The sequence below is a fragment of the Streptomyces sp. BE303 genome, from assembly GCF_036290945.1.
Taxonomy (GTDB): Bacteria; Actinomycetota; Actinomycetes; order Streptomycetales; family Streptomycetaceae; genus Kitasatospora.
Genome location: NZ_JAQYWZ010000606.1, coordinates 1 through 305, shown reverse-complemented (window position 1 = coordinate 305; position 305 = coordinate 1). Strand labels below are relative to the sequence as shown.

Annotated in this window: 1 protein-coding gene; it reads right to left on the bottom strand. The window is 72.8% G+C overall.

The annotated features are described in order from the left end of the window. On the bottom strand, window positions 1-305 hold a 305-nt coding region (locus PUR56_RS13845; RefSeq protein WP_329949122.1), incomplete at both ends, for an acyltransferase domain-containing protein.

The following is a 305-nucleotide window of genomic DNA, read 5'->3' as shown; positions in this document are numbered from 1 at the left end:
CAACGCCCCTCGTCCGATCGGAACGGTCTGACGGCGCCGTACGGGCCGTCGCCGCAGCGGGTGATCCTGGCGGCGTTGTTCGCGGTGGAGGTGGCGTTGCACGCGCAGAAGACGGCATGCGCGTTGTGCGCGGGCGAGCGGTGGTCAGACGCGTTCTCTTCCGTCGCCCCCGCGGCGGGAAGGGCCTGCAACTGTCGGCCCCGGGCCACGACCAACGCCGCCGCAGGGCCGAGCGACAGCACCCCGGCCACGTGCGCGGCAGCGATCTCACCGATCGAATGACCGACCAGCACGTCCGCCCGCAC